This is a genomic window from Burkholderia sp. BKH01 (assembly GCF_025685725.1).
GTDB classification, from domain to species: domain Bacteria; phylum Pseudomonadota; class Gammaproteobacteria; order Burkholderiales; family Burkholderiaceae; genus Burkholderia; species Burkholderia pyrrocinia_C.
Genome location: NZ_JAOTQT010000008.1, coordinates 173,970 through 195,047 on the forward strand (window position 1 = coordinate 173,970; position 21,078 = coordinate 195,047).

The 21,078-nt window shown below is 67.6% G+C and carries 18 protein-coding genes; 10 read left to right on the forward strand and 8 right to left on the reverse strand.

All coding sequences use genetic code 11. From position 1 onward, the window contains the following. Positions 1 to 92 precede the first annotated feature (92 nt). The 7 genes from rho (at position 93) to OEJ37_RS15245 (ending at position 8,162) form a co-directional block, all read left to right on the forward strand. The gene (rho, locus tag OEJ37_RS15215) at positions 93 to 1,355 is read left to right on the forward strand and encodes a transcription termination factor Rho (protein WP_006478662.1); all 1,263 of its coding nucleotides are present in this window, start codon (positions 93 to 95) and stop codon (positions 1,353 to 1,355) included. A 128-nt stretch (positions 1,356 to 1,483) separates the two neighbouring features. Then, positions 1,484 to 1,984 (forward strand): MerR family transcriptional regulator, encoded by a 501-nt coding sequence (locus tag OEJ37_RS15220; RefSeq protein WP_174419022.1) that lies wholly within the window; start codon positions 1,484 to 1,486, stop codon positions 1,982 to 1,984. Next, positions 1,981 to 3,537 carry an MFS transporter gene (locus tag OEJ37_RS15225; protein ID WP_263344719.1) on the forward strand — a complete coding sequence of 519 codons (1,557 nt, stop codon included), beginning with the start codon at positions 1,981 to 1,983 and terminating at the stop codon, positions 3,535 to 3,537. The genes OEJ37_RS15220 and OEJ37_RS15225 overlap by 4 nt, the downstream gene beginning before the upstream one ends. Positions 3,538 to 3,575: 38 nt before the next feature. After that, on the forward strand, positions 3,576 to 4,409 hold the full coding sequence (locus tag OEJ37_RS15230) for a zinc-dependent peptidase (protein WP_263344720.1): 834 nt from the start codon (positions 3,576 to 3,578) through the stop codon (positions 4,407 to 4,409). A gap of 157 nt (positions 4,410 to 4,566) precedes the next feature. Further along, positions 4,567 to 4,827, forward strand: a complete 261-nt coding sequence (locus OEJ37_RS15235; RefSeq protein WP_006753671.1) for a type B 50S ribosomal protein L31 — start codon at positions 4,567 to 4,569, stop codon at positions 4,825 to 4,827. A gap of 144 nt (positions 4,828 to 4,971) precedes the next feature. Then, a complete protein-coding gene (locus OEJ37_RS15240) occupies positions 4,972 to 6,804 on the forward strand; it encodes an ArnT family glycosyltransferase (protein ID WP_174419019.1) in 1,833 nt (610 codons plus the stop codon). A gap of 2 nt (positions 6,805 to 6,806) precedes the next feature. Beyond that, positions 6,807 to 8,162: an MATE family efflux transporter gene (locus OEJ37_RS15245; protein WP_263344721.1), complete on the forward strand. Its 1,356-nt coding sequence runs from the start codon at positions 6,807 to 6,809 to the stop codon at positions 8,160 to 8,162. 11 nt (positions 8,163 to 8,173) lie between these two features. Here the strand turns inward: OEJ37_RS15245 and lipA are convergent, their stop codons facing one another. The 5 genes from lipA to OEJ37_RS15270 form a co-directional block, all read right to left on the reverse strand. After that, positions 8,174 to 9,139 carry a lipoyl synthase gene (gene lipA / locus OEJ37_RS15250; RefSeq protein ID WP_174419017.1) on the reverse strand — a complete coding sequence of 322 codons (966 nt, stop codon included), beginning with the start codon at positions 9,137 to 9,139 and terminating at the stop codon, positions 8,174 to 8,176. A gap of 2 nt (positions 9,140 to 9,141) precedes the next feature. Beyond that, the gene (locus tag OEJ37_RS15255; RefSeq protein ID WP_263344722.1) at positions 9,142 to 10,257 is read right to left on the reverse strand and encodes an acetoin dehydrogenase dihydrolipoyllysine-residue acetyltransferase subunit; all 1,116 of its coding nucleotides are present in this window, start codon (positions 10,255 to 10,257) and stop codon (positions 9,142 to 9,144) included. A gap of 4 nt (positions 10,258 to 10,261) precedes the next feature. Continuing rightward, on the reverse strand, positions 10,262 to 11,266 hold the full coding sequence (locus OEJ37_RS15260; RefSeq protein WP_034181263.1) for an alpha-ketoacid dehydrogenase subunit beta: 1,005 nt from the start codon (positions 11,264 to 11,266) through the stop codon (positions 10,262 to 10,264). 54 nt (positions 11,267 to 11,320) lie between these two features. Then, positions 11,321 to 12,304 carry a thiamine pyrophosphate-dependent dehydrogenase E1 component subunit alpha gene (locus tag OEJ37_RS15265; RefSeq protein ID WP_263344724.1) on the reverse strand — a complete coding sequence of 328 codons (984 nt, stop codon included), beginning with the start codon at positions 12,302 to 12,304 and terminating at the stop codon, positions 11,321 to 11,323. 191 nt (positions 12,305 to 12,495) lie between these two features. Next, positions 12,496 to 13,554: an ATP-NAD kinase family protein gene (locus OEJ37_RS15270; RefSeq protein WP_263344725.1), complete on the reverse strand. Its 1,059-nt coding sequence runs from the start codon at positions 13,552 to 13,554 to the stop codon at positions 12,496 to 12,498. A 525-nt stretch (positions 13,555 to 14,079) separates the two neighbouring features. Between OEJ37_RS15270 and OEJ37_RS15275 the strand changes: the two genes are divergently transcribed. Further along, a complete protein-coding gene (locus OEJ37_RS15275; RefSeq protein ID WP_263344726.1) occupies positions 14,080 to 15,999 on the forward strand; it encodes a sigma-54-dependent Fis family transcriptional regulator in 1,920 nt (639 codons plus the stop codon). Between the two features lie 19 nt (positions 16,000 to 16,018). Here OEJ37_RS15275 and OEJ37_RS15280 read toward each other — a convergent pair whose 3' ends face one another. Both OEJ37_RS15280 and OEJ37_RS15285 read right to left on the reverse strand, forming a co-directional pair. Then, positions 16,019 to 16,453, reverse strand: coding sequence for a carboxymuconolactone decarboxylase family protein (locus OEJ37_RS15280; RefSeq protein WP_263344727.1), 435 nt, complete (start codon positions 16,451 to 16,453; stop codon positions 16,019 to 16,021). Further along, positions 16,437 to 16,898 carry a MerR family transcriptional regulator gene (locus OEJ37_RS15285; protein ID WP_263344728.1) on the reverse strand — a complete coding sequence of 154 codons (462 nt, stop codon included), beginning with the start codon at positions 16,896 to 16,898 and terminating at the stop codon, positions 16,437 to 16,439. Before OEJ37_RS15285 ends, OEJ37_RS15280 begins: the two co-directional genes overlap by 17 nt. A 285-nt stretch (positions 16,899 to 17,183) precedes the next feature. Here OEJ37_RS15285 and OEJ37_RS15290 point away from each other — a divergent pair, with 285 nt between their 5' ends. Together OEJ37_RS15290 and OEJ37_RS15295 are read left to right on the forward strand one after the other, a co-directional pair. Beyond that, entirely contained in the window at positions 17,184 to 17,795 is a 612-nt protein-coding gene (locus OEJ37_RS15290; RefSeq protein ID WP_263344729.1) for a ComEA family DNA-binding protein, read from the forward strand. 88 nt (positions 17,796 to 17,883) lie between these two features. Continuing rightward, positions 17,884 to 18,321: a YidB family protein gene (locus OEJ37_RS15295; RefSeq protein WP_263344730.1), complete on the forward strand. Its 438-nt coding sequence runs from the start codon at positions 17,884 to 17,886 to the stop codon at positions 18,319 to 18,321. Between the two features lie 129 nt (positions 18,322 to 18,450). On the opposite strand, the gene clpB is transcribed toward OEJ37_RS15295, so the two are convergent. Continuing rightward, the gene (gene clpB / locus OEJ37_RS15300) at positions 18,451 to 21,048 is read right to left on the reverse strand and encodes an ATP-dependent chaperone ClpB (RefSeq protein WP_174419011.1); all 2,598 of its coding nucleotides are present in this window, start codon (positions 21,046 to 21,048) and stop codon (positions 18,451 to 18,453) included. Positions 21,049 to 21,078 lie beyond the last annotated feature (30 nt).

Sequence of the window (21,078 nt, forward strand, 5' to 3'; positions counted from 1 at the left end):
CGTCTACAAGACGCATTTAAGTCTCTGAGCGCTTCCGCTCGCCCTCCTCCCTTATTTCTTTCGTCGCTTCTCCTCCCTGGCGGGTTCTCCGTATGCATTTATCCGAGCTCAAGTCTCTGCACGTGTCCGAACTGATCGAAATGGCCAATGGCCTCGAGATCGAAAACGCGAACCGCCTGCGCAAGCAGGAGTTGATGTTCGCCATTCTTAAAAAGCGCGCCAAGACGGGAGAGACGATCTTCGGCGACGGTACGCTCGAAGTGCTGCCGGACGGCTTCGGCTTCCTGCGCTCGCCGGAAATGTCGTACCTCGCGAGCACCGACGACATCTATATCAGCCCGTCGCAGATCCGCCGCTTCAACCTGCACACCGGCGACACCATCGAAGGTGAAGTCCGCACGCCGAAGGACGGCGAGCGCTACTTCGCGCTGGTCAAGGTCGACAAAGTCAACGGGCAGCCGCCCGAGGCCTCGAAACACAAGATCATGTTCGAGAACCTCACGCCGCTGCACCCGAACAAGCCGCTGTCGCTCGAGCGCGAAATGCGCGGCGAGGAAAACGTCACGGGCCGCATCATCGACATGATCGCGCCGATCGGCAAGGGCCAGCGCGGCCTGCTCGTCGCGTCGCCGAAGTCGGGCAAGACCGTGATGCTCCAGCACATCGCACACGCGATCAAGCAGAACCACCCGGACGTGATCCTGTTCGTGCTGCTGATCGACGAGCGTCCTGAAGAAGTGACCGAAATGCAGCGCTCGGTCGCCGGCGAAGTGATCGCATCGACGTTCGACGAACCGGCCACGCGCCACGTCCAGGTCGCCGAAATGGTGATCGAGAAGGCCAAGCGCCTCGTCGAAATGAAGCACGACGTCGTGATCCTGCTCGACTCGATCACGCGCCTCGCACGCGCATACAACACCGTGATCCCGGCATCGGGCAAGGTGCTGACGGGCGGTGTCGACGCGAATGCGCTGCAGCGTCCGAAGCGCTTCTTCGGCGCGGCGCGCAACATCGAGGAAGGCGGTTCGCTGACGATCATCGGCACCGCGCTGATCGAAACCGGCAGCCGCATGGACGACGTGATCTACGAAGAGTTCAAGGGCACCGGCAACATGGAAGTGCACCTCGAGCGCCGCCTCGCGGAAAAGCGCGTGTATCCGTCGATCAACCTGAACAAGTCGGGCACGCGTCGCGAGGAAATGCTGATCAAGCCCGAGATCCTCCAGAAGATCTGGGTGCTGCGCAAGTTCATCCACGACATGGATGAAGTCGAGGCAATGGAATTCCTGCTCGACAAGATCCGCCAGACGAAGAGCAACTCCGAGTTCTTCGACCTGATGCGCCGCGGCGGCTGATCGCCCCGCGCCGCAACGAACGGCCGCCCGCGCATCCTGCCCGGCGGCCGTTTTTCCGCCCCAACCTGAACGTGAACGTACAGGTTGATCTATAATCGCGGCATCGCCCCGACCGAATCGCCCTCCCGATGCCGAACGACGCCACCACCCCGCTGCTGACCGTGAGCGACGCCGCATCGCGGCTCGGCGTCACGCCGCGCACGCTGAAGTATTACGAAGAGCGCGGGCTCGTCACGCCGTCGCGCAGCGAAGGCCGCTACCGCCTCTACGACGAAGCCGATCTCGAGCGCTTCGCGCGCATCCTGCGGCTGCGCGCGCTCGGCTTCTCGCTGCATGGCATCACCGAAATGCTGAAGCGCCCGCTGGAAGAAACGGGCGACGGCCGGCGCCGCTATTCGGATGCGTCGCTGCGCGACATCCGCACCGGCCTCGCCGAGCAGATCGGCACGCTCGACCGGCGGATCGCGGCCGTCCAGCGCGAACTGAAGGAAGCCGTCGTGCTGCGCAAGGAACTGCAGCACGACATCGACTACGTCGAGCGGCGTCTCGCCGGCGAAAACCCCGATGCGCTGATCGCGCAGCGGCAGGCCGAAGCCGGCTCGCGGCGCACGCGCAAGGATCGAGAATGAACGCGGTGCCCGGCCGCTCGCCACTGTGGAGCCGCGCAAACCTGCGTGCGGACCTGTTCCCGTGGGCGCTCGCGCTCGTCACCGGCATCGACTATTTCGACAACGCGGCCTTCTCGTTCTTCGCGAGCTACATCGCGGGCGGCATCAACGCATCGCCCGACGAACTCGTGTGGTCGTCGAGCGCGTACGCGATCACGGCCGTGCTCGGCATCCTGCAGCAGCAATGGTGGGTCGACCGGCTCGGGCATCGCCGCTACGTCGCGGGCTGCATGCTGATGTTCTCGTTCGGCGCGATCGCCGCTGCGCTTGCCGACACGTCGCTGGAACTCGCGTTCGCGCGCGGTTTCCAGGGGTATTTCATCGGCCCGATGATGGGCGCGTGCCGGATCCTGATCCAGATCAGCTTCAAGCCGCAGGAACGGCCTCCCGCGACGCGCGCGTTCCTGATCATGATCCTGCTCGGCAGTGCGCTCGCGCCGATCGTCGGCGGGCTGCTCGTCGCGCATTCGACATGGCGCGCGCTGTTCGCGTGCACGGCGCCCGCCGGCATCGCGTTCGCGATCCTTGCGCTGCTCACGCTGCCCGATTCGGGCCGGACACCCGACGACGAACGCGGCTCCGGACACTTCTGGCCGTACGTCGTGTTCGCGCTCGCGCAAGGGGCGCTGCAGATCGTGCTGCAGCAGGTGCATTACCAGCTCTACAGCGGCTCGCCGATGCTGATCCTGCTGACGATCGCGGGAATCGGCGCACTCGCGTGGTTCGCGTATCACCAGTGGCATCACCCGACGCCGCTCGTGCGGTTGCATGCGTTCCGCGAGCGGACGTACCAGGTCGGGCTGCTGCTCTACATGTTCTATTACTACGAGACGACGGGTTTCAGCTACCTGACATCGAGGTTTCTCGAAGGCGGGCTCGGCTATCCGGTCGAGAACGCCGGGCGCCTGGTGGGCACGATGTCGCTGATTTCGGCCACCGCGCTGTTCGCGTACCTGCGCTACGCGAAATTCGTCACGCACAAGAAATGGTTCGTCGTGCCGGGGTTCGCGATCGCCGTTACGGCCGCGCTGTGGATGACGCGGATGACGCCGCAGGTCGGCGAAGCCGCGCTGATCGTCCCGCTGCTGCTGCGCGGGCTGCTGCTTCTGTTCATCGTGCTGCCGGTGGCCAACCTGACGTTCCGGATCTTCGCGATCGACGAGTACACGCACGGCTACCGGCTGAAAAACATCGTGCGGCAACTGACGATCTCGTTCGCAACGTCGTCGGTGATCATCGTCGAACAGCATCGCGTGGCCGTGCACCAGACGCGGCTCGTCGAGCGCGCGAACGTGTTCGACCCGATGTTCCAGCAGACCGTCGACGCCCTGACGCGCAGCTATGCGGCCGCCGGGCACGCACTGAACGAAGCGCATGGCCTCGCGATCGCCGCCATCGCCCGCATGGTCGCGCAACAGGCGTCGTTCCTCGCGTCGCTCGACGGCTTTTACTTCCTGGCGGGCGTCGCGCTCGTCGGCGGCCTCTTCGCGTCATGGCAAAAAGAGATCGATTGAGTTAAAAGACAGGCTTTGGATTTCTGTCCGCAGCCTCCATGCTCTCGAAACTGACCCGCTGGTTCGACGACCGCCGCCGCGACCGCGCGCTGCGCAGCCACCCGATCCCCGACGCGCTGTGGCAGGACACCGTCGCGCGCCTGCCGTTCCTCGCGACGCTGTCGCCCGACGCGCTCGGCCGGCTGCGCGAGCTGACGAGCCTGTTCATCGCGAAGAAATCGTTTTCGACCGCGCACGGGCTCGAACTGACCGATGCGATGATCGTCGCGATCGCCGCGCAGGCCTGCCTGCCGGTGCTGAATCTCGACCTGTCGCTGTACGACGGCTGGGTCGGCGTCGTCGTGTATCCGGGCGAATTCGTGATCCGCAAGACCGTGCAGGACGAGGACGGCGTCGTCCACGAAGTCGAGCAGGATGCGAGCGGCGAGGCATGGGAAGGCGGCCCCGTGATCCTGTCGTGGGAAGACGCGCAGATGACGGACGGCCATGATGCGTACAACGTCGTGATCCACGAGTTCGCGCACAAGATCGACATGGTCAACGGCGCGGCCGACGGCTATCCGCCCCTTTTTCGCCGCTGGCACGCGCCGCACCTCGATGCGCAGGCGTGGGCCGACGTGTTCGAACATGCGTACGACCAGTTCTGCGCACGCGTCGACGCGGTTCCGGACCGCGCGTGGGCGCGCTTCGAGCGTGAATCGCTGATCGATCCCTATGCGGCCGACCACCCGTCGGAATTCTTCGCGGTGTGCAGCGAGGCGTTGTTCGTGCGGCCGAAAGCGTTCGAGTCAGAATTTCCGGAGCTGTACCGGCTGCTCGCCCGCTACTACCGGCAGGATCCGGCCAGCACCGGCGCACTCGACGCACCGTGAAAATTATTCGTCAACCATCTGATTTTCTGGCATAATCGCCGTTTTTCGACCTTAGGCAAGTGGCTCGCGCCGGGCTTGGCGTCGTCTGGTATGCGCAATGTGCGCGCTCCGGCACGGCAAGCGGCGGGTTGGCTACCGCTCTCACCAAGGAAAGACCATGAAAGAAGGCATCCACCCGAACTACCGCGAAGTCGTCTTCCAAGACATGTCGAACGGCTTCAAGTTCATCACGCGCTCGACGATCCAGACGCGCGAAAACATCGAACTCGACGGCAAGACCTACCCGCTCGCCAAGATCGAAGTGTCGTCGGAATCGCACTCGTTCTACACGGGTCAGCAAAAGATCATGGACACGGCAGGCCGTGTCGAGAAGTTCAAGAACAAGTTCGGCGTACGCGCCAGCGGCAAGGCGAAGTAAGCTTCGCGCCGCATCCGGTGGTTGCAACGCACCGGTATCGCACAAAAGGGCAGCCCAGGCTGCCCTTTTTTGTCTCTGCTCGCCGGAAAAACACCGGTCGGCGTCCGGGCACCGACCTGACGCGCAGCAGCCGGCGCGTCTACAATGCCGGATGCTCGAAACCGGCTCGACCGCGCGCACCCGCGCCGGCCGCCTGCCCATAACAAAACGCTCATCTGCATGAAGCCTGTCGTCCGTCTCACCGCCTCCGCCACGCGTGCGCTGCCGCGCTGGCTGCTGCTCACGCTCTGCTTCGTCTATGCCGCGTTCGGCCTGTTCGGCCGCGACCCGTGGAAGAACGAGGACGCGGCGGGCTTCGGCGTGATGTGGACGATGGCCAAGGGCGGCTGGCACGACTGGCTGCTGCCGAACCTCGTCGGCAAGTTCATCACGTCCGACGGGCCGCTCGGCTACTGGCTCGGCGCGCTGTCGATCCGCGGCCTCGGCCCGTGGGTCGATGCAAGCAATGCGTCGCGCGTCGACACGGGCGTGCTGTTCTGCGTCGCATGCGCATTCGTCTGGTACGCGGCCTACCTGCTCGGCCGGCGCGCCGAGGTCCAGCCGTTCAAGTACGCGTTCGGTGGCGAGCCGGAGCCGCGCGACTACGGCCGCACGCTCGCCGACGGCGCGCTGCTGGTCCTCGTCGCATGCTTCGGCCTCGCGGAACGCGGGCACGAGACAACGCCGCAGGTCGCGCAGTTCGCGTGGATCGCGATGCTCGTCTACGGGATCGTGCGCGGCATCGACAAGCCGATGCAGGGCGCGCTGTGGTGGGGCCTCGCGATCGGCCTCGTCGCGCTGTCCGGCAACCCGGTGCTGGTCGTCGCGCTGCTCGCCGGCACCGCCGCGCTGTGGCTCGTCACGCCCGAGATGCGCAACCTGCGGCTGCCGCTGGTCGGCGTACCGCTCGCGGCCGCGATCTTCGCGCTGTGGCCGCTTGCCGCGTTCGTCGCGGCGCCCGACGACGCCGCATGGTTCTTCAACCAGTGGATCCACGGCAGCCTGATGCGCTTTTCGGGCCCGCCGACCGCCGTGCTCGCGTATGCGGCGAAAAACCTGCCGCTGTTCACGTGGCCCGCGTGGCCGCTCGCGATCTGGGCGTGGTGGAGCTGGGCCGGCATGCGCCGCCGCGCGCACATCGCGATTCCGCTGTCGGTCGCCGTGCCGCTCGTCGCGCTCGTGATCCTGCAGAGCCAGCAGTCGAACCGCATGTACATGCTGCTGTTGCCGCCGCTCGCGGTGCTCGCGACGTTCGCGCTGCCGACCCTCAAGCGCGGTGCGATCAACGCGTTCGACTGGTTCGCTGTGCTGAGCTTCACGATTCTCGGCACCTTCGTATGGCTCGTGTGGCTCGCGTCGCTCACGGGCTTCCCGCATCCGCTCGCGCGCAACCTCGCGCGTCTCGTGCCCGGCTACGAGCCGCATTTCAAGATCCTGTCGTTCATCTGCGCGGTGATCGTCACCGTGTGCTGGTGCGTGCTCGTGCGCTGGCGCGTCTCGCGGCAGCCGAAGGTGCTGTGGCGCAGCGTCGTGCTGTCGGGCGCGGGCACCACGCTGATGTGGGTGCTGCTGATGACGCTGTGGCTGCCGATCGTCAACTACGGCCGGACCTATCGCGATGTCGCGCAGCAGATCGCGCTGCACCTGCCGTCCGACTACGAGTGCATCTCGCCGGTGCGGCTCGGCGATGCGCAGATCGCGACCTTCGCGTACTTCGGCAACATGCACTTCGATTTCTCCGGCGACTGCGACGTGATCCTGCGCCAGGACCGTTCCGACTTCGGCGAGCCGAGCGCGATGTCGCAATACGTGTGGCGTCTCGTATGGGAAGGCCGCCGCGTCGCCGACCGCGACGAACGCTTCCGCCTGTACGAGCGCATCGAACGGCCGAAGACGCCCGTCAAGCGGCGCCCGCCGCGCCGCCAAGCGGCCGATTGACAATGTTCGGCGACATCCGCCGGATCGTCGGTCTCGCGTGGCCGGTGCTGGTCGGCCAGCTCGCGATCATCGCGTTCGGCGTGATCGACACCGCGATGGTCGGCCGCTACTCGGCCACCGATCTCGCCGCGCTCGGGCTCGGCTCGTCGATCTACGTGTCGATCTATATCGGCCTGACGGGCATCCTCTCCGCGCTGCAGCCGATCACCGGGCAACTGTACGGCGCGCGGCGCTATGCCGAGATCGGCGAGGAAGTCCGCCAGGCACTGTGGCTCGCGCTGCTGCTCGCGATACCCGGCTTCCTGCTTCTGCATTTTCCCGAGCCGCTGCTGCACATCGCGCACACGCCCGCCGCGCTGCACGACCGCACCGTCGACTACCTGCGCATCCTGTCGTACGGGCTGCCCGCCAGCCTCGTCTTCCGCATCTACAACGCGCTGACCAACGCGGCCGGCAAGCCGCGGCTCGCGATGATCCTGCAGATCGGCGCGCTGCTGCTCAAGTTTCCGCTCAACGTGTGGTTCATCTTCGGCGGGTTCGGCGTGCCGGCGCTCGGTGGCCCCGGCTGCGGGCTCGCCAGCACGCTGATCAACTGGGCGCTCGCGCTGATCGGCTACACGCTGCTCGCGAAGCTCGACGTGTTCGCGCCGCTCGCGATCTTCTCGCGCTTCTGCTGGCCCGTCTGGGAACGCCAGAAGGCGATCCTGAAACTCGGCGTGCCGATGGGCCTGTCGTACCTGATCGAGGTCACGTCGTACACCTGCATGGCGCTGTTCATCGCGCAGTTCGGCACGACGACGCTCGCCGGCCACCAGATCGCCGGCAACATCGGCGCGGTGCTGTACATGACGCCGCTGTCGATCGGCGTGGCGGCCTCGACGCTGGTCGCGCGCGCGCTCGGCGCCGGACGCCCCGAAGAAGCACGGCTGCTCGGCCGGCACAGCGTGATGTTCGCGTGCGGCGTTGCCGCGACATACGGCGTACTCGTATTCACGCTGCGCCCGCTGATCGTCGGCGGCTATACACCGAACCCGACCGTCGCCGCGGCCGCGCTGCCGCTCGTCGCGATCGTCGCGTGCTACCACGTGTTCGATGCGCTGCAGGTCACGTCGGCGTTCGTGCTGCGCGCGTACAAGGTCGCGATCGTGCCGACCGTGATCTATGCGGTCGCGCTGTGGGGCGTCGGACTCAGCGGCGGCTACGTGCTCGGCTTCGACGTCGGCGGCATCGCGCCCGCATGGCTGACGGGCGCGCGCGGCTTCTGGTTCGCGAACACGGTCAGCCTGATGCTCGCGGGCGCCGGACTCGTGTTCTACCTGCGCCACGTGAGCCGCGCGCACGTATCGACCCAAGCCTGACGCACTGCCCGCTACGCATCCGCCAGCACGTCGGCCGCGTGATAGGACGACCGCACGAGCGGGCCGGCGACGACTTCCCTGAAACCGAGCCCCAGCGCCTCGTCGCGCCACGCGGCAAATGCGTCCGGGCTCACGTAGCGCCGCACCGGCAGATGGTGCGCGGACGGCGCGAGATACTGGCCGAGCGTCAGCACGTCGACTTCGTGCGCGCGCAGGTCGCGCAGCGTGTCGCGCACCTCGTCGTCGCGCTCGCCGAGCCCGAGCATCAACCCCGATTTCGTCACGAGCGTCGGCCGCGCGGCCTTCGCCTGCACCAGCAGTTCGAGCGAGCCGCGATAGTCGGCGCCCGGCCGCGCCGCGCGATACAGCGACGGCACCGTCTCGATGTTGTGGTTGAACACGTCCGGCCAGGCCGACGACAGCGCGTCGAGCGCACGTGCGACGCGGCCGCGGAAGTCCGGCGTCAGCACTTCGACGCCGATGCCCGGCACGCTCGCGCGCACCGCCGCGATGCACGCGGCGAAATGCGCGGCACCGCCGTCGCGCAGGTCGTCGCGGTCGACCGACGTGATCACGACGTAGCGCAGCCCGAGCGCCGCGGCCGCATCGGCCAGCCGCGCGGGCTCGTCGGGATCGAGCGGCTCGGGGCGGCCGTGCGCGACGTCGCAGAACGGGCAGCGCCGCGTGCACAGCCCGCCCATGATCATGAAGGTCGCGGTGCGCTGCGCGAAGCATTCGCCGATGTTCGGGCACATCGCCTCCTCGCAGACGGAATGCAGCCGATGGTCGCGCAGCACGGCCGCCATGTCGGCCACCGCCGCGCTCATCATCGGCCGCGCGTGCAGCCACGGCGGCTTCGGCAGCGCCGCGCCGGCCGCGGACTCGACGCGCACCGGAATGCGCGCGAGCTTGTCGCGGCTTCTCGCGCCCGGCTGGCCGAGTGCCGTGAGACTGGGTCGTTCGAGCGCGGCGGCCATCGTCAGTCTCCGAGGAACGCGATGATCAGGCGATTCACGTCGGCAGCCGCCTCCATCTGCACCATGTGCCCGCTGCCGGCGATCACCTCGGCGCGCACGCCGTCCGGCAAGCCCTGCGCGTGCTGCGCGGGGATCACCTGGTCGCGCTCGCCCCAGATCACGAGCGTGCGCGGCGCAAGCGCCGCGAGCCGCTCGCGGAACACGCGCCGCTGCGCCGCGCCGTCGAACGCGGCGTTCGCGATCTTTTCCAGCGCGGCCTGCACACCTTCGAGCCGCTTGTACTTGACGAGATCCTCGACGAGTTGCCGCGTCACGAGCGCGTTGTCCGCGAACAGCGCACCGAGGTGCGGCTTCAGCGTGTTGCGGCTGTTGCCGGCGACGAAGCCGTCGATATAGGCGCGGTTGATGTCGGTGCCGAGCCCCGCGCTCGCGATCAGCGTCAGCGACGCGACGCGTTGCGGCGCGCGTTCGGCCGTGGCCATCGCGACCGCGCCGCCCATCGAATGGCCGATCAGGTGCGCGCGCTCGATGTGCTGCGCATCGAGCAGCGCGAGCACCGCGTCGGCCAGTTCATCGAGGCTGCCCGTATCGACCGCCTTGCCCGACTCGCCATGACCGGGCAAGTCGAGCGCCCACACGGGCCGGTGCGCGGCGAGGTCCGCGTGATTGAACAACCAGTTGTTCAAGTCGCCGCCGAAACCGTGGATCAGCACGGCGGGCGTGCCCGTGCCGTCGCCGAGCTTCAGGAAGCGCACCATACGGCCGCCGATCTGCGCCTTCTCGGGCTGCGGGCCCGCCGCTTCGTCGGACGCCGCGCTCGGCACGAAATCGCGCTGGAACTCGGCGATCGCCGCATCGATGTCGGCATCGCTCGCCTCGGCCGCCGCGACGACGCCGAGCAGCGCGCCGACCGGCAGCGTTTCGCCTTCCTGCGCGACCTGCCGGCGCAGCGTGCCGTCGAACGCGCATTCGACGCCCGACGAGATCTTGTCGGTCTCGACGTCGAGCACTTCGTCGCCCTTCGTCACGCGTTCGCCGAGCGCCTTCAGCCAGCCGTTGACCTGCCCCTGCTCCATCGACAGCCCCCACTTGGGCATCGTGATCATGTGAATCGACATCGTGTCAGCTCCTCGTCTTCAGGACCGCCTGCGCAATCGCATCGGCGGACGGGATATACAGGTCTTCCAGCACGCTCGCGAACGGCGCGGGCGTATGTGGCGCGGTCACGAGCTCGATCGGCGCCTTGAGCGTTCGGAACGCGCGCTGCGCGACGAGCGCGGCGATGTCGGTCGCGATCGAGCAGCGCGGGTTCGCTTCGTCGACCACCACCACGCGCCCGGTGCGCTCCGCGCTTTCGAGGATGGTTTCCTCGTCGAGCGGCGACGTCGTGCGCAGGTCGATCACGTCGACCTGGATGCCGTCCTTCGCGAGCTTCGCGGCCGCATCCATCGCGAGATGTACCATCCGGCCATACGTGACGATGGTCGCGTCGTCGCCGTCGCGCATCACGTTCGCCTCGCCGAACGGAATCGCATAGGATTCCTCCGGCACGTCGCCCTCACGCGTATAGAGCAGCTTGTGCTCGAGGAAGATCACGGGATCGTCGTCGCGGATCGCCTGGATCAGCAGCCCCTTCGCGTCGTACGGCGTCGACGGGCACACGACCTTCAGCCCCGGGATGTGCGTGAACAGCGACGTGAGCATCTGCGAGTGCTGCGCGGCCGCGCGCAGCCCGGCGCCGTACATCGCGCGGATCACGACCGGCGTCACCGCCTTGCCGCCGAACATGTAGCGGAATTTCGCGGCCTGGTTGAAGATCTGGTCGAAGCACACGCCCATGAAATCGATGAACATCAGTTCCGCGACGGGCCGCATCCCGCACGCGGCCGCGCCGACCGCCGCGCCGATGTAGCCGCCTTCGGAAAGCGGCGTATCGAGCACGCGGCCCGGAAACTTGTGGAACAGCCCTTTCGTCACACCGAGCACGCCGCCCCACGCGTCATCCTCGCCCGGCGCGCCCGCGCCGCCCGCATTGTCCTCGCCCATCACGATCACGCTGTCGTCGCGCGCCATCTCCTGCGCGAGCGCCTCGTTAATCGCCTGCGAATAAGTGATCTTCCTTGCCATGTCTGTCTCCTGGAATGTTCGGTTCGCCGTGCCGGCTGCGGTGTCAGGCCGCGCTCACGGGTACGACACGTAGACGTCGGTCAGCAGGTCGGTCGCGTCGGGCAGCGGCGCGGCCTTCGCCTGCGCGACCGCGTCGTCGATCAGCGCCTTCACCTGGGCATCGACCGCGCGCAGGTCGGCGATCGTCAGCGCCTCGGCGCGCACGACGCGCGTCTCGAAGTGCTTCAGGCAGTCCTTCTCGTCGCGCAGCTTCTGCACCTCGCCGGGTGCGCGGTAGGTCTGCGCATCGCCTTCGAAATGACCGAAATAGCGCGTGAACTTCACCTCGACGAGCGTCGGGCCGCCGCCGTTGCGCGCACGCTCGACGGCCTCACCGAGCGCTTCGTGCACCGCGAAGAAGTCGAAGCCGTCGACGATCACGCCCGGCATCCCGAACCCGTTCGCGCGATCCGCGATGTTGTCGGTCGCGACCGACCAGCTCGACGACGTCGCTTCCGCATAACCGTTGTTTTCGGCGACGAAGATCGCGGGCAGCCGCCACACCGACGCGAGGTTCATCGATTCGAAGATCACGCCCTGGTTCGACGCGCCGTCGCCGAAGAAGCACACACCGACGCCGCCGGACTTCTTGTGCTTCGCCGCGAGCGCCGCGCCGCACACGAGCGGACCGCCCGCGCCGACGATCCCGTTCGCGCCGAGCATCCCCATCGACAGGTCGGCGATGTGCATCGAGCCGCCCTTGCCGTGGCAAACGCCGGTTTTCTTGCCGTAGATCTCGGCCATCATCCCGTGCACGTCGACGCCCTTCGCGATGCAATGGCCATGGCCGCGGTGCGTGGTCGCGACGTAGTCGGCAAGGCCGAGGTGCAGCATCGTGCCGACCGCGGACGCCTCCTCGCCCGCGTACAGGTGAACGAAGCCGGGAATCTCGCCGGTCGCGAATTCGACGTGCAGGCGCTCCTCGAATTCGCGGATCGTGCGCATCAGCCGGTATGCGTCCAGCAGCTTGTCCCTGCTGAGCTGGGTCGAAACGGTCATGTGTGTCTCCTGGATAGGTCTGACTGCGAATGCCGCCGCGGCCGTGCCGTGGCGACGGATTGCACGGCCTGCGGCCGTCAGTGGAACGTGAAGCCGCCGTCGACGTTCACGGCCTGGCCCGTCACGTTGTCCATCGGTACCTCCTTGATGATCGTTATGGATGTCGATATGTCGTTCGGGAAACCGGATGCTCAATCGCGCCACGCACCGGCGTCACGCAGCAATTGCCGCGAAGACGCGTAGCGCAGCGTGCGGCCGACGTCGACGGTAAGCGGCCCGCGCCAGTCGAGCGAAATCTCGTAGCGATCGCCGCGTGCCACCTCGATCTCGCGCTCGCCGTCGAACGCGAGCGTGCCGCGCTCGAACGGGATCGTTTGCCACGCCCCCGGTTCGAGCCGCTCGCAACTGCGCATCACGACGCGGTCGACGCGGCCCGGCGCGATCGGCGCGACGAGCGGCGTGCCGGCCGTCTTGCCTTCGTCCGCGAAGCGCATTGCAAGCCCGTGCGGCGCGCTGCGCTCGAGCGGCGCCCATGCGCCGCCGAGCGCGGACAGGCCGATGCCGTCCGGTTCCGCGAACGTCAGGTAGAGCGAGTCGATGTCGCCGGACCCAGAAATCGCGCGGGCGCCGATGAAGCGCTGTCGCGCCGCGCACACGTCGACGAGCGCAATCTCTTCGCGCCCCGGCTGTGCGCCCGCCACGCAGCGCACGACGAGCCGCTTGTTGCGGGTGAACGCGACCTCGGCCGGCACGGCGCCGGTCGCGGCGAGTCCTGCCGCGACGCCTGCGACGGTCGCCTCGCGATGTTCGGGAAATGCGTTGTTGGTGCCGGTGGACAGCGCGACGAGCGGCGTCGCGCCGCAAAACGCGGCAACCGCGCGATGGGTGCCGTCGCCGCCGAGCACGACGATCAGCGCGACTTCCATCCGGTGCAGGTACGCGGCGCCGGCCTGCGTGTCGGCGACGGTATCGGTGATCGGCAGGTCGACGAACTCGACCTCGGGCCAGCGCTCGTGCGGCGCGACCGCGCGATGCGTGTCGAGTGCGCGCAGCAGCAGCGTCGCGATGCCCGCCCGGTCGCGCAGCGTCAGCACGCGCTCGACGCCCATCGCGCCGAGGCCGGCCAGCAGGCGCACGATCATGTTCGCCTTCTCCGCCGTCGGAAACACGGATGCATGCGTCGTGAGGCGGCGGATGTCGCGCCCCGATGCGGGGTTCGCGATCACACCGACGGTAACGGGCGTCGTCACGGGTTTGTCTCCATCCAGTTGACCGGCGCCGGCGCATTGGCGCCCGCTCCGGCCTTGCCTGTTTCGTCCGCTGCCATCGACGGGCTGCGGATCGTCGTCGCCGACGCGACCGCGCCGGACTTGCCCGTGATCTTTGCAAGCGGCGTGCCATCGTGCGTGCGATGACCGCGAAACCCACGCCCGCGCTAGCGCGGCGGGCATGCATGTGTTCCGGATTCGCGACCGTGGCGACGCAGCGCGCGTCGAATCTACCCGCGCGTCTCACGCCGTCGATGCGACGACGCGCTCGTCGCGGCGCCCGCGCAAGCGCGCCGGCCTGCCCGCAAACCCTGCGTTGACGCGGCGTGGCGCATGGCGCGACAAGCCGAACGCCACGCTGTGGGCGTCTCAACTGCGCGAGACCGGACGAGAGACACATGAGACGAACGTCTCACGCGCGCCGCGTGCTGCGATGCAATGTGATCCGCCGGACCGGATGTGCTACAAGAGCATCGAATTCCCCGCCGTACGGAACCGGAGCCGACCATGCCCTACGCCGTCCCCCAGGCCCAGCACGCTGACCGTGTGCTCGGCGCGCTCGCCGGACGCCTGCCCGCGCCGGCCGATTCCGCGCGCCTCGTGTCGTCGTGGCAACGTTCGCTGGAGCGCTACTGTCTCGACCCCGCTTCGTCGATCGGCCCGCGCGTGCTGACCGCGTCCGAGCTGCGCGAAGTGCGCGACAAGGAGGAAGCCTTCCTGCGTGCGTCGGGCCAGTGCCTGACACGGCTGCACGACATGATCCGCGTGGCCGACTACTGCGTGATGCTGACCGACGCGCACGGCGTGACGATCGACTACCGGATCGACCGCGAGCGCCGCAACGACTTCCGCCATGCGGGGCTGCACATCGGCTCGTGCTGGTCCGAAAGCGAGGAAGGAACGTGCGGCGTCGCGAGCGTGCTGACCGATCTCGCACCGATCACCGTGCACAAGACCGATCACTTTCGCGCGGCGTTCACAACGCTCACCTGCAGCGCGGCGCCGATCTTCTCGCCCGGCGGCGAGCTGATCGGCGTGCTCGACGCGTCGGCCGTCCATTCGCCCGACGGCCGCGACAGCCAGCGCCTGGTGTACCAGCTCGTGCGGCAGAGCGCGGCGCTGATCGAGGACGGCTACTTCGTGCACAGCACCGCGCAGCACTGGATATTGTTCGGGCATCCGAACCGTCACTACGTCGAAGCGCAACCCGAGTGGCTGATCGCGTTCGACGACTGCGGCAATATCGTCGCCGCGAACCGGCAGGCGCGCGATGCGCTGCCGGCGCTGCGCGAACCGCGCCATATCGACGAGATCTTCGACGCAAACGAGATGCCGCTGCGCGATGCCGCGCGGCTCGATACGATCGTCGCGCTGCGGCTGCGCGCGACCGGCGCACCGCTCTATGCGCGGCTGCGTGCGCCGCTACGACGCGCCGCCGGCCGCGAGCCCGGCACGGTATCGCGGCGCGCGGGCACCGCGACGCGCCACGTCGGCGCGCTGACGCCGTTCCTCCACAGCAGCGACACGCACATCGCGCAACAGGCGGAGCTCGCGCTGCGGGTCGCGAGCAAGCGGCTGCCGATTCTCGTGCTCGGCGAAACCGGTGCGGGCAAGGAAGTGTTCGCGCGCGCGATCCACGATGCCGGTGCGCGGCGCGCGCGGCCGTTCGTTGCCGTCAACTGCGGCGCGCTGCCGGAAGCGTTGATCGAGAGCGAACTGTTCGGCTATGCGGCCGGCGCGTTCACCGGTGCGCGCAAGCACGGCGCGCGCGGCAAGATCGCGCTCGCCGACGGCGGCACGCTGTTTCTCGACGAAATCGGCGACATGCCGCTCGCGCTGCAGACACGCCTGTTGCGCGTACTCGCCGACGGCGAGGTCGTGCCGCTCGGCAGCGATACGCCCGTGCGCGTCGATCTCGACGTGATCTGCGCGACGCACCGCGATCTCGCGCGCATGGTGGCCGACGGCACGTTCCGCGAAGATCTGTACTACCGGCTGAGCGGCGCGACGTTCGAGCTGCCGCCGCTGCGCGAGCGCGCGGACGTGCGCGACGTGATTGCGGCCGTATTCGCCGAGGAAGCGCAGGCGACCGGCCACGTGCTCATGCTCGACGCGACGCTCGCCGAACAGCTCGCCGCCTATCCGTGGCCCGGCAACGTACGGCAACTGCGCAACGTGCTGCGTTATGCGTGCGCGGTGTGCGACACAGCGCGCGTGACGCGGCGCGACCTGCCAGCCGACATCGCCGCGCAGCTCGGCGCCGCGCCGGCCGGCGCACTGCCCGACGACGAGCGCGGCCGCATCGTCGCGGCGCTCACCGCGCACCGCTGGCGGCCCGACGCGGCCGCGCAGGCGCTCGGCATCTCGCGCGCGACGCTGTACCGGCGGATCGCGAAACACCGGATCGTCGCGCCGCACCGCGTGTGACGAGCCGACGCGCCCGCCATCACGCGGCCTGCGCGGCCGCTTCGCTTGCTTTCCCGGCCTCACCGGCCGCTTCGTCGTGCCGCACGAACACCTCGTGCGCCGCGAACAGCGCGTTGAGCGCGGCCGGGAAACCCGCGTAGACGGCCATCTGCATGAACACTTCGACGATCTCGTCGCGCGTGCAGCCGACGTTCAGCGCAGCCTCGATATGCACCTTCAGTTGCGGCTGCGCGTTGCCGAGCGCGGCCAGCGCCGCGATCGTCGCGATTTCACGTGCTTTCAGGTCGAGCTGCGGCCGGCTGTAGATGTCGCCGAAACCGAACTCGACCAGGAGCCGCCCGAAGTCCGGCGCGATCGGCGCAAGCGCCGCGATCACGCGTTCGCCCACTTCGCCGTCGATTTCCTTCAGTTTGTTCCAGCCGCGCGTATAACGATCTTCAACGAGTTGTTCCATTGTGTCCGTCCTGTTCCGATTGAGAGTGAGAAGGTGTCGCCCGTCGTTCCGTATCGCGTTCCCGCGCCTCGTAGTACGCGATCTTGTCGCCGATCGCGTCGAGGCTCGCCTGCAGCTCCGCGATATGCACCCGCACCGCGTCGCGATGCGCAACCAGCAACCGGCGCCGCGCACCGAACGTCGGCTCGCCTTGCGCGCGCAGCGCCGCGAACTGCTGCATCTGCGCGATCGGCATGCCGGTCGCCTTCAGGCGCATCACGAACGCCAGCCAGTCAAGGTCGGCCGGCGCATAGAGCCGGTGCCCGGCCGCCGTGCGCGAAATCGCGCGCAGCAGGCCGGCCTGCTCGTAATACCGCAGCGTATGCGTCGACACGCCGGTCAGCTCGGCGACTTGCCCGATCGTCAGCGGACCGGCGGAGGAAGGTTTGGATACGGTTTTCGACATGGCAGGAACAAGGTTAGGAGTTAGAGCCAACTCTAAGTCAAGCACTATCGAACGGCCAGCGCGACGACAAGCCGCGATGCCCCGCGACACCGTAAAGAATGGTCAAAATCGCCGCCCGGCACGGCTTTCGGCCTTTACAGCGACGCAAGCCTTCCGCAAGATTCGGTCAGCCGGTCTTAAAAAGGGCACGCATTTGTCCTATGCTTAACGGCGACGTCCGGCCGCGTGCCGCCCCGCCGTCCGTTGCAACAGCCATTCATCCGTCAGAACCAGGGAGCCCTTGCCATGCTGAAAAAGCTGCTGATGCTGTTCGTCGCGCTATCGCTGTCGCTTGCCGCAGGCCTTGCCGCAGCCGTCGAAGTCAACACGGCCGACCAGGCCACGCTCGAATCCGTGAAGGGTCTCGGGCCCGTGAAGTCGAAGGCGATCATCGACGAACGCACCAAGAACGGCCCGTTCAAGGACGCCGACGATCTGGCGAACCGCGTGAAGGGCCTCGGCACGAAATCGGTCGGGCATCTCGAGGAGAACGGCCTGACGATCGGCGGCTCGGCGACGCCGCCGAAGGGCGTGAAGCTGTCGAAGCCGGCCGCGACCGCGCCGGCCACCACGCCGGCAACGACGTCGGCAGGCACCACATCGACGTCCACGACCGCGACGGCCGGCACGACGGCCACGGCGCCGGCCCCGGCGGCAAGCGCACCGGATACGGCCACGAAGCCGGCCAAGGCCAAGCGCGCGTCGAAGAAGGAAAAGGCGGCAGCGGCCGCAGCGGCATCCGCCGACGCGGGTGCGAGCGCACCGGTCGCAGCGTCGTCCGCGAAGGCGACGAAGGGTTCGAAGAAAAAGAGCAAGAAGGACAAGGCAGCCTCCGCCGCCGCGGCGTCGGGCGCCTGATATGCGCCGCGCGCGCGACGGCATGCGCGCGGTATTCGTTCAACGGGCGCCCTTATTGCGGCGCCCTTATCGGTAAAGGTGAAGAACCATGGGTCTCCTCGACATCGTCGGCGGTCTGATCGGCGGCCAGGCCGGCGGCAACTCGCAAAGCGCACTGATCACGACCGCGCTCGAATTCATCAACAACCAGCCGGGCGGCCTGAATGGCCTGATCGAAAAGTTCAAGGCAGGCGGCGCCGGCGACATCATCGGCTCGTGGGTCGGCACCGGCCAGAACCAGCCGATCTCGCCGGATGCGCTGCAGAACGTGCTCGGCCCGGACGCGATCGGCGCGCTGGCAAGCAAGTTCGGCGTCGACCCGTCGATGGCCTCGACCGTCCTCGCGCAGGTACTGCCGCACGTCGTCAACCACGCGACGCCGGACGGCGCGGTGCCGGCCGATGGCCAGGCCCAGGTCGACCCGTCGAACGTGCTCGGCTCGCTGTCGCAACTCGCCGGCATGTTCGGCGGCAACAAGCAGGGCTGAGCCCACGCCGCTTCGCGGCCCCCGTTTCATGGCCCAATTGAGCCGCTCCATATGCAAACACCCCGCCTCGGCGGGGTGTTTGTTTTTGCGCGCCCGGCGCGAACCGGGCGTGCGGCCGGTGGCCGGCGTTCAGTGAACGACGCGGTCGAACACGAACTTGCCGTCGTTGACGTCGACCGGAATCACGTCCTTCGGACCGAAGCGGCCCGCGAGGATGAGCTTCGCGACCGGGTTCTCGATCTCCTGCTGGATCGCGCGCTTCAGCGGCCGCGCGCCGAACAGCGGATCGTAGCCGACCTTCGCGATCTGCTCGAGCGCTGCTTCCGACACGTCGAGCGCCATGTCGAGCTTCGCGAGCCGGTCGTGCAGGCGCGCCAGCTGGATCTTCGCGATCGACTCGATGTTGCTGCGGTCGAGCGCATGGAACACGACGACGTCGTCGATCCGGTTCAGGAACTCGGGGCGGAAGTGCTGCTTCACCTCGAGCCACACGGCGTCCTTGATCTCGTCCTGCGGCGCACCGGTCATCGCCTGGATCACCTGCGAGCCTAGGTTCGACGTCATCACGATCACCGTGTTCTTGAAGTCGACCGTGCGCCCCTGCCCGTCCGTCATGCGGCCGTCGTCGAGCACCTGCAGCAGCACGTTGAACACGTCCGGATGGGCCTTCTCGATCTCGTCGAGCAGGATCACGCTGTACGGCTTGCGGCGCACGGCTTCCGTCAGGTAGCCGCCTTCCTCATAGCCGACATAACCCGGCGGCGCGCCGATCAGCCGCGCGACGCTGTGCTTCTCCATGAACTCGCTCATGTCGATGCGGATCAGGTGCTCTTCCGAATCGAACAGGAACGACGCCAGTGCCTTGCACAGCTCGGTCTTGCCGACACCCGTCGGGCCGAGGAACAGGAACGAGCCGTACGGACGGTTCGGATCGGCGAGACCCGCGCGCGAACGGCGGATCGCGTCGGCCACCGCGCCGATCGCCTCATGCTGGCCGACCACGCGCTCATGCAGCTTTTCCTCGATGTGCAGCAGCTTCTCGCGTTCACCCTGCATCATCCGCGATACCGGAATCCCCGTCGAACGCGACACGACTTCCGCGATTTCCTCGGCGCCGACCTGCGTGCGCAGCAGGCGCGGACGCGTCGGGTTGTGCTGCTCCTGCTCTTCGGCCTGCGTAACCTGCTTCAGTTGCGCCTCGAGCTGCGGCAGCTTGCCGTACTGCAGCTCGGCGACCTTCTCCAGCTTGCCGTCACGCTGCAGCCGCGCGATGTCCGCGCGCGCCTTCTCGATCTCTTCCTTGAGCTGCGCGCTGCCCTGTACCGCGGCCTTCTCGACGGTCCAGATCTCCTCGAGGTCCGCATATTCGCGGCCGAGGCGGTCGATCTCCTCCTCGATCAGCTGCAGGCGCTTCTGCGACGCTTCGTCCTGCTCCTTCTTCACGGCTTCGCGCTCGATCTTCAGCTGGATCAGCCGGCGGTCGAGCTTGTCCATCTCTTCGGGCTTCGAATCGATTTCCATCTTGATCTTCGAAGCGGCCTCGTCGATCAGGTCGATCGCCTTGTCGGGCAGGAAGCGGTCGGTGATGTAGCGATGCGACAGCTCGGCCGCTGCAACGATCGCCGGGTCGGTGATGTCGACGCCGTGGTGCAGTTCGTACTTCTCCTGCAGCCCGCGCAGGATCGCGATCGTCGCCTCGACGCTCGGCTCGTCGACGAGCACCTTCTGGAAGCGGCGTTCGAGCGCGGCATCCTTCTCGATGTACTTGCGGTATTCGTCGAGCGTGGTCGCGCCGATGCAGTGCAGCTCGCCGCGCGACAGCGCCGGCTTCAGCATGTTGCCCGCATCCATCGCGCCTTCTGCCTTGCCGGCACCGACCATCGTATGGATCTCGTCGATGAAGACGATCGTCTGGCCTTCGTCCTTCGCGATGTCGTTGAGCACGGCCTTCAGGCGCTCCTCGAACTCGCCGCGATACTTCGCGCCCGCGAGCAGCGCGGCCATGTCGAGCGACAGCACGCGCTTGCCCTTCAGCGTCTCGGGCACTTCGCCGTTGACGATCCGCTGCGCGAGCCCTTCGACGATCGCGGTCTTGCCGACGCCCGGCTCGCCGATCAGCACCGGGTTGTTCTTCGTGCGGCGCTGCAGGATCTGGATCGAGCGGCGGATTTCGTCGTCGCGGCCGATCACCGGATCGAGCTTGCCCGAACGGGCGCGCTCGGTCAGGTCGACCGTGTATTTCTTCAGCGCCTCGCGCTGGCTTTCGGCATCCTGGCTGTGCACCTGCGAGCCGCCGCGCACCGCGGCGATCGCGGCTTCGAGCGCCTTGCGCGTGAGGCCGTGCTGACGCGCGAGCTTGCCGGCGTCGCCCTTGTCGTCGGACACGGCGAGCAGGAACATCTCGCTCGCGATGAACGTGTCGTTGAGCTTCTGCGCTTCCTTGTCGGCCTGGTTCAGCAACCCGGCCAACTCGCGGCCGATCTGGATGTCGCCGCCCGTGCCCGTGACTTGCGGCAGGCGCGAGATCGCTTCGTTCAGCGCGCCTTGCAGCGCCTGCACGTGAACGCCCGCGCGGGACATCAGCGAGCGCGCGGAACCGTCGTGCTGCGCGACCAGCGCCGCCAGTACGTGAACGGGTTCGATGTATTGATTGTCGCGGCCTGCCGCAAGGCTTTGCGCGTCCGCGAGTGCTTCCTGGAACTTGGTGGTGAGCTTGTCGATTCTCATTTTGTCGAGACCTCCAATTTTCGATTAACA